The following is a 5,373-nucleotide window of genomic DNA, read 5'->3' as shown; positions in this document are numbered from 1 at the left end:
CTGGAGCATCTCAGGATGTTTGTGGAAACGGTGGAGGCCGGATCATTCTCTGCCTGCGCACGCAAGCTCGGCAAGGTTCAGTCCGCAGTCAGTCAGGGAATTGCGGCTCTGGAGGTGGATCTCAATGTGACCCTGTTCGATCGCTCGACCCGCAAGCCGACCCTGACGGAGCCGGGTGCACGGATACTGGAGTTTGCTCGCTCGATCCTGCGACAGGTTGATGATCTTGACGCGGCGACACAATCCATTAGCAAGGGCGAGGAGGCGGAGGTGCGCCTGGCGATGGACAATGCTGTGGGCCTGCCGCGCCTCACCGAAATCTTTCATCTGTTCAGTGACAGGTACCCGACAACCGCGTTGGACGTTGTTTCGGCGGCAAGTCCCGATATTTTCGGCCATGTCAAATCGGGTGAGGTCGACCTCGGCCTCATAATCTCCGAGACCGAAATCGACAATGAGGTGGAGCTTTGTTTCATCGGCAATCTGCCGTTTCATGCGGTATGCGCCAAGGACCATCCGCTGGCCGAACGGAAGCACATATCCATGAACGATCTGATCCCGTATCGGGAACTGCTTCTGCGCGGTGCGTCGAAAACCGGACTGGACGCCTTTCCCAAGATGTCGACGCTTGCCTGGTTTGCCAATGACTATCGCACAATCTGCGAGTTGGCTCTTGCAGGGCTGGGCTGGAGTTACCTGCCTGCACATATGGCCGAAGAAATGATTGCGCACGGACGGTTGCACCGGATGAACATCTGCTTCGATCACAAGCCCTGGAGCCCGCCGGTTGAGATTGTCACGCCAAAAGAGAGATTGAAAGGTCCTGCTACCCGCTGGTTGGTTGACAAACTGAAAACCCTGATCGTCTGAGTTGCCATTTCAACAGAGGGTGGTCTGGCCCCAGGCAGTCCCCGGAATTCAGCATGGTTCTCTTCAAGCACTGGTACTCGAAGAATCGTGACCGTTGTTGCAGCCCACGATTTAATATGCCGCCGAGACACGTTTCCGCAAATGCCTTGCGAACCAACGGTTTCCTGCACTGTTAAGGCTATTTAAAAAAAACGCGCAGCCGGTAAGACTGCGCGAATAAAGTTACTGTGCACGTGGCCCCATCGACCACGGCGGCAACTCTAGCGGCATCCATCTCGAATGTCATTACCGTAAAATATTTTATTTTTTGATTCACTGTAATGCGACTGATCGTTATTCATACTGAGTTAGAATTGAAACTTTCAGTCGTGAAATTTAGTGAATTAGAATCAATATGTTATACAGGATGTGTTGCTCCTGCAACCCTTCCGGGCAATGCCGGTTTTGGGACGTGTGCCTGGCGGCTATCGGCATTTTTGCGTATGTTTTGCGTCAATTTGCCCCGATTTTCCGGAAACTCGCACCCGCGTAATACCCTTCCCGACAAACTCGAGTTCCTTCGCGGCGGCCAGGGTGACGTCGATCACGCGGCCTTTCGCAAACGGTCCCCTGTCATTGATCCGTACCGTCACGCTCTTGCCGTTGGAAAGGTTGGTCACCTCGACCATGGTACCGAACGGCAGCGACCGGTGTGCTGCGGTCAGGCCATGAGGGTTGGCCCGTTCGCCACTCGCGGTCGTGCCACCCAATTTGTACCAGGAGGCTTTGCCGCATTGCTGGAAACTGTTGGCGCTCACGGCCGGTTGCGCGCCGAACAGCACAAGGGTGGCCGCACAGGCCAGGAGCCGCCATTTCCCAAATGGCACTTTCAGAACAATCATGGAGGTCCCCTTTGACCCTGCTCACAGACGCTAAAAACCACGATGGACAGCCGTTTTGAAAAAGCTGCCATTCCAAAGCGGCCCTTACGTCACCATGGTGATCAAATTGTGGCAAGAAGTGAAAGCGCAGGTGTGCCGGAGATAATGGAAATATAAAATTTTAATCAAATACAAAAATATAAGTTAAACGACACGTTAACTATAAGATTTCTAAGAGCTGTGGGAAGTTTTGCTTCGTCGAAAATACAAGGTAAATTGTGGTACCAATTTCGAGATAAAGACGGCGCGTTGTTGTATTTGAGTTTGCGCCATTTGCGATGATTTTTTTGAGAGGGCGGTCTGGTGCAAATCAGCCATCGGTTAGTACATGACCGGCGGGGGAAACCCGGTGGTACCGACAGCAAAACGCTCACCGATTTTCACACGTCGCTGCTGGAAGTGCTGCCTCATGCAGCTGCCTATGTGGCCAAGGATGGCAGTGTTCTGGTTCACAACAAACACATGGCAACCGTCTGCTCCGCCACGGCTGTGCCCGAAAACCTGAAGGATCTTCTGTCGGATGCCAGCTGGAAGCGGTGTGAAGTGGTCCTGTCTGCCGCCTTCAGTGGTGTCCCGGCTCAGGCAAGCGGTGCGATCTTCTTCAAGTCAGGCGCGACTTTTTGCCATCACATGATCTGCACATCCTTCGTCTCGCTCACCGGGCGGCGCCAGGCTGTTCTGGTGCAGTTTGACATGGAGGAAACCGGACAGGATGAGATCGGTGCCGACGACGAACCGAAACAGGCACCGGTAAGGCTGGCGAGTCCGGCACTTGAAAATGGGGTGTTGGAGCACTTTCCCGACGACGTTCTGATATTCGAAGGCGATGAAAGCCTTGAGGAAAGAGCCGTCAGGTTACTGGAAATTACAACCAGCAAGCTCGAGACTGCGCGTCTGGTTGAGATGCTGGGCGAGATCGGTGAAAAGCTTCCGCAAACGATCTACATTCCCGAAAGAGGCAGCAAAGAGAGCCCTGAAAACTCCGACGGCCAAATGTGCGAGATCCGGATTTTTCCTCTGCCGAAGCCGGCCGGTGAAGCTGATCGGAAGCAGATCGGCAAACATTTAAATGGCAACTGGCAGCCCGGTGGGTGCCAAAGCGCGATGGCGATCATCCGGCGGAACGTCGATTGCCCGAAGGAGATCGCAGAAAACCGCAGGCTTGCCTACAAGGACCCCCTGACGGGACTGGAAAACCGCCGTGCCTTTACCAAGGCGCTGGAACGGGAACTGGACCGTCTCGCAATCGACACGGAAACCGGCCTCGCAGTCTTCTATATCGACCTGGACGAATTCAAGAAGGTGAACGACCTGGGGGGGCACGAAGCCGGTGACGACATGCTCTTGCGTGTTGCCGCCTGCCTGCGACTTACCTTGGGAGAATTCGGTACTGTCGCTCGTATCGGCGGCGACGAATTTGCCGGCATGTTGCCCGCCACCGACGAAGACGCCGCCATGGAGATTGCCGAAAAGATCCAGGAGGGATTTGATCGGATCCGGTTGGAAGTCGGTGACCGGGTCTTCACCATTGGTGGATCGATCGGGGTGGCTTTTGTTGGTAGCGGTGAGCAGATTGACGATGTCGATGCGGCAAGCATTCTTCGTCAGGCGGATCGAGCGTGTCTGCGTGGCAAGCGTTTTGGCGGTCATTCGGTTCAGGTTCACACCGTGAAATCCTGCGATTGCCAGATCCTGGGCGCCGAGCCTGCTGAGTTGCCTGAACCGGGGAGTTTCCGCACGAACGAGCTCGCTCTTTATGCAACACCTATCATGTGCTTGAAAAGAAACAAGATTTGCGGATCTGAAGTGTTGCTCCGCCTTCAAGGAGATCGCGCAAAAGGACTGTCCTCCCGTGCCTGGATCTCTGCTGCCGAACGGTCCGGTTTCATTGCCCAGGTCGATTCCTGGGCACTGGACAAGGTGCTGGACGCGGCCGAACGCAGCCCCGTCCGCACGCTCATGACGATGAATGTTTCGGCGGAATCGGCACGGGATCCGAACTTCAGGGACGGGCTCTATCACAGGCTGTCCGTCAACCCGCTGCTGGCCTCGCAACTCTGTCTGGAAATTGCCGAAAGAGACTTTCTCCGGGAGCCGGCAACCGTGGAATCCTTCTTCCATTTCGTCAGCGAATTCGGCTGCCAGACCGCCATTGATGATTTCGCCGGACATTGGCCGGTTCTTTCCCGGCTAACGGGATTGCGGGTGGAGTGGCTGAAACTGGAAGCCAACCTGACCCAGCAGGTGGTTGAGGAACCGGCCAAGGCGGCCATTTTGAACGGGCTTGTCCGCGCCGCGCATGAACTGGGCATCAAGGTAATTGCCAAACACGTTGAAACCCCGGAGGAAGCAGACCTGCTGCAGACGCTCAATATCGAGGCGGCACAGGGACACCTGTTTGGCGATCCGGAGCCGTGGCCTTCGTGAATTTGGAGCCCGATCCAACCCGGGTGCAAAAAAAGCGGCGAAGCCGCCGCTTTTGGGGCTTGCTAGAAGATCGTAGCCATCAGATATCGAGATTTGCCACGGCGAGTGCGTTGTCCTGAATGAACTCGCGGCGTGGGTCGACCTCGTCTCCCATCAGCTTTGTGAAGATGTCGTCGGCATCATCGGCTTCGCGTACCTTGACCTGAAGCAGTGAGCGGACGTTCGGATCGAGCGTCGTTTCCCAGAGCTGCTCCGGGTTCATCTCGCCAAGACCTTTATAGCGCTGTAGGGATATCCCTTTTTGACCGTAAGCGTAAACCTGTTGCAGCAAAGCTCGAGGGCCACGGATTTCCGTTGCAACGTCCTTGCGGCGAAGTACGGCGGCCTTGCCGTAAACTTCGTGCAGATGGTCGGCGTGTGCAGCCAGGCGGCGCGCGTCGGCAGAGCCTAGAAGCGCGGCGTCGATTGTGGCTGCTTCTTCCACACCGCGCACGGTGCGTTTGAACACGAGGCTACCGTCCTCGCGTGCTTCTCCGGTCCAGCCGCGCTCGAATTCGTCCGCCAGAATGTCCATGCGGCGGGCGATATAGGCAGCTGCCTCTTCCGCCTTGGAATGATCTTCCAGAATCTCGGCCGTGAGAGCGCCGGCAATCGCCGCCTGTTCAACCACATCGCGATTGTAGCGCGAGTGCAAACCGTCAAAAATCTCGGCGATCTTGCGGGCAGTATCAACGACCGAGTGCAAATCCTGACCGATGCGAACCTCGCCACCGGCAAGAGTAAGGGAAGCATCGTCCAGACCTTGCGAGATCAGATAGTCTTCAAGAGCCAGCTGATCTTTCAGATATTGCTCGGACTGTCCGCGCTTCACCTTGTAAAGCGGCGGCTGAGCAATATAGACATAGCCGTTTTCAATCAGTTCGGGCATCTGCCGGAAGAAGAAGGTCAGCAAAAGGGTTCGGATGTGGGCGCCGTCAACATCCGCATCGGTCATGATGATGATCTTGTGGTAGCGCAGTTTTTCGACGTTGAATTCCTCTTTGCCGATCCCGGTGCCGAGTGCAGTGATCAGCGTGCCGATTTCGTTTGAGGACAGCATCTTGTCGAAGCGGGCGCGTTCCACATTAAGGATCTTGCCTCGCAATGGCAGCACAGC

Annotated in this window: 4 protein-coding genes; 2 read left to right on the top strand and 2 right to left on the bottom strand. The window is 55.7% G+C overall.

Annotated elements, in window-relative coordinates; genetic code table 11:
* A partial coding sequence (locus K5905_RS26750) for a LysR family transcriptional regulator (RefSeq protein WP_297589963.1) occupies positions 1-870 on the top strand: 870 nt, incomplete at its 5' end.
* Between the two features lie 464 nt (positions 871-1,334).
* Here the strand turns inward: K5905_RS26750 and K5905_RS26745 are convergent.
* Positions 1,335-1,751: a septal ring lytic transglycosylase RlpA family protein gene (locus K5905_RS26745; RefSeq protein WP_297589960.1), complete on the bottom strand. Its 417-nt coding sequence runs from the start codon at positions 1,749-1,751 to the stop codon at positions 1,335-1,337.
* Between the two features lie 342 nt (positions 1,752-2,093).
* Here K5905_RS26745 and K5905_RS26740 point away from each other — a divergent pair, with 342 nt between their 5' ends.
* Complete coding sequence (locus K5905_RS26740) at positions 2,094-4,217, top strand: EAL domain-containing protein (protein WP_297589959.1); 2,124 nt, start codon at positions 2,094-2,096, stop codon at positions 4,215-4,217.
* A 79-nt stretch (positions 4,218-4,296) separates the two neighbouring features.
* Here the strand turns inward: K5905_RS26740 and K5905_RS26735 are convergent.
* Positions 4,297-5,373 (bottom strand): toprim domain-containing protein (locus K5905_RS26735; protein ID WP_297589955.1); only part of this gene is annotated, 1,077 nt, incomplete at its 5' end.

This window comes from Roseibium sp. (assembly GCF_025698965.1).
Taxonomy (GTDB): Bacteria; Pseudomonadota; Alphaproteobacteria; order Rhizobiales; family Stappiaceae; genus Roseibium.
The sequence above is the reverse complement of the archived record's forward strand: the minus strand, read 5'-3'. Positions and strand labels throughout refer to the sequence as shown.